The organism is Flavobacterium sp., assembly GCF_040382755.1.
Lineage (GTDB): Bacteria > Bacteroidota > Bacteroidia > Flavobacteriales > Flavobacteriaceae > Flavobacterium.
The window spans coordinates 1-3,040 of the sequence record NZ_JBEIET010000179.1; the positions used below are offsets into that span (position 1 = coordinate 1).

The following is a 3,040-nucleotide window of genomic DNA, read 5'->3' on the forward strand; positions in this document are numbered from 1 at the left end:
GAATACAAAACAACTTGCGAGAAATGCACTATTTCTTTAAATATGCAATCAGAAGCTTGTATTTGCAGTTATGAATGCACATTTTGTGAATCGTGCGCTACAGAAATGGCAAATGTTTGTCCAAATTGCCAAGGTGAATTAGTAAAAAGACCGAAACGAAATAAGGATTAATTTATTTCCACTTGAAAACTTTTCAAAAACTGAATTGATTTTTCAATATCGTAATGTAAAATTCTATCTTCTGTAACTAAAGGCACCTCTTCTCGATAGGTTTTTATAAACATTTCAATGAAATCACTCGATTTTAAAGGTCTTCTAAATTCGATAGCTTGTGAAGCATTAAATAATTCAATAGCTATTATGCGTTCTAAATTTTCAACAATTTTTAATGTTTTTGTAGCTGCATTTGCTCCCATGCTTACATGGTCTTCTTGTCCATTACTCGATACAATACTATCAATACTTGCTGGAGTTGCTAATTGTTTGTTCTGACTAACAATGCTCGCCGCTGTATATTGCGGAATCATAAATCCGGAATTTAATCCAGGATTGCTGACTAAAAATGCAGGCAATTCTCTTAAACCAGAAATTAATTGATAGGTTCTTCTTTCCGAAATACTACCTAATTCTGCCAAAGCAATTCCTAAATAATCTAAAGCCATTGCTAAAGGTTGTCCGTGAAAATTTCCACCAGAAATAATTTCATCTTCACCAACAAAAATATTTGGATTGTCAGTTACCGAATTAATTTCGGTAGTAAATACTTTTTTTACGTGGTCAATTACATCTTTAGAGGCACCGTGAACTTGCGGAATACATCTAAAAGAATACGGGTCTTGTACGTGTTTTTTAGGTTGTGCGATAATTTCGCTATCTTCTAATAATTCTAACATATGAGCTGCTGTTGCTAATTGCCCATTATGTGGTCGAACTAAATGAATTAATTCATTAAATGGCTCTTTTCTTCCATCAAAACCTTCTAAAGAAACTGCGGAAACAATGTTTGCTAAATGTGCTAATTTATCCGCTTGAATTAAATTGTACACGCCATAAGCACTCATAAATTGCGTGCCGTTTAATAAAGCCAAACCTTCTTTTGATTTTAATGTAATAGGAGATAAGTTCAAATTTTCTAAAACTTTATGCGCTGGTTGACGGAATCCATCGTAATACACTTCGCCTTCATTTATTAATGGTAAACATAAATGAGCTAAAGGTGATAAATCGCCGCTTGCTCCTAATGAACCTTGTGTGTAAACTACAGGTAAAATATCATTATTGTAAAAATCAATTAATCTATTAACGGTTACTAATTGCACACCAGAATGTCCATAACTCAAAGATTGAATTTTTAACAACAACATTATCTTTACAATCTCGTGAGGTACTTCATCACCAGTACCACAAGCGTGAGATTTCATTAAGTTTTCTTGAAGTTTGGTTAAATTTTCAGTCGAAATTTTAATATTATATAACGAACCAAAACCAGTGTTAATTCCGTAAATAGCTTTATCATTTGAAGCCATTTTTTCATCCAAATACGTTCTGCATCGTTCTATTTTTGAGATAGCTTCTTCTGAAAGTGCTAATTTTTTTCCTTCAAAAATAATTTCTCTAACTTTTTCTATAGTAAGTACTGATGAATCTATGTAATGCATACGATTTTGTTTTAGCTGTCAAAATTCTATAAACAAATTCTAAAATGCAACTATTTTCAGTATTAAAACAATATTATTTTAAGAATGATTCAATCTCATTATTTTTTTGCCTCGAATTATCGAATTACTATTTTATTCCTAAAGGTTAATTATTAAATTCGAATTATTAATCGACTAAGTCGATACGATTATTTTAATGTTATATATTCGAAAATTCGTGGCTAAACTTTTAAGATTATTAGGGCGTAATTTTAAGAATTTTCAATATATTAGCAACTTTAAATTTTATAAAAACGTACAATGAAAAATACAGCATTAACAGCTATTCACGAAAGTTTAGGAGCAAAAATGGTTCCGTTTGCAGGTTACAATATGCCTGTTCAATATGAAGGAGTAAACGCAGAACACGAAACGGTACGAACTGGAGTTGGGGTTTTTGATGTTTCTCATATGGGAGAATTTTTCTTAAAAGGAGAAAATGCATTGGCGTTAATTCAGAAAGTAACCTCTAATGATGCTTCTAAGTTAGTAGATGGAAAAGCACAATATTCTTGTTTGCCAAATAATGAAGGTGGAATTGTTGATGATTTAATTGTTTATAAAATTGCAGACAATCATTACATGTTAGTAGTAAATGCTTCTAATATCGAAAAAGATTGGAATTGGATTTCATCACAAAATGATTTAGGAGTAGAGATGCAAAATCTTTCGGATGACTATTCTTTGTTAGCTATTCAAGGACCAAAAGCTGCTGAAGCTATGCAAAGTTTAACTTCAATTGATTTAGTAAATATGGGATATTATACGTTCCAAATTGGTGAATTTGCAGGAAAACAAGATGTAATTGTTTCTGCAACGGGTTATACGGGTTCTGGCGGTTTTGAAATTTATTTTAAAAACGAAGACGCAATTACTATTTGGGCAAAAGTTTTTGAAGCGGGAGCTGCTTTCGGAATTAAACCAATTGGTTTAGCGGCTCGAGATACTTTACGATTAGAAATGGGATTCTGTTTATACGGAAACGATATTAATGACACGACTTCTCCTTTAGAAGCTGGTTTGGGTTGGATTACTAAATTCGAAAAAGAATTTACCAATTCAGAAAACTTGAAACAACAAAAAGAAGCGGGTGTTTCTAAAAAATTAGTTGGTTTTGAAATGATTGATAGAGGCATTCCTCGTCACGATTATGAAATTGCAGATGCTAATGGCAATGTAGTAGGAATTGTAACTTCTGGAACGCAATCGCCAAGTTTAGGAATTGCCATAGGAATGGGATACGTTCCAACAGCATTAGCAACTCCAGATTCTGAAATTTATATTCGAATTAGAAATAAAGATATTAAAGCAAAAGTGGTTAAAATGCCATTTTTGAAGAAATA

At 32.0% G+C, this 3,040-nt stretch carries 3 protein-coding genes; 2 read left to right on the top strand and 1 reads right to left on the bottom strand.

Going from position 1 to position 3,040, the window contains the following annotated elements:
* Nucleotides 1–171: DUF1272 domain-containing protein (locus ABWO04_RS10795; protein ID WP_353079709.1), on the top strand; the 171-nt coding region annotated here is incomplete at its 5' end.
* Here ABWO04_RS10795 and hutH read toward each other — a convergent pair.
* Nucleotides 168–1,658 (bottom strand): histidine ammonia-lyase, encoded by a 1,491-nt coding sequence (gene hutH, locus ABWO04_RS10800; RefSeq protein ID WP_353079707.1) that lies wholly within the window; start codon nt 1,656–1,658, stop codon nt 168–170. The genes ABWO04_RS10795 and hutH overlap by 4 nt on opposite strands.
* Before the next feature lie 300 nt (nt 1,659–1,958).
* Between hutH and gcvT the strand changes: the two genes are divergently transcribed.
* A partial coding sequence (gcvT, locus tag ABWO04_RS10805) for a glycine cleavage system aminomethyltransferase GcvT (protein ID WP_353079708.1) occupies nt 1,959–3,040 on the top strand: 1,082 nt, incomplete at its 3' end.

Bases quoted from the DNA above. Each gene is read 5' to 3' on its own strand.
- hutH (WP_353079707.1), bottom strand. From the start codon at position 1,658: ATGCATTACATAGATTCATCAGTACTTACTATAGAAAAAGTTAGAGAA.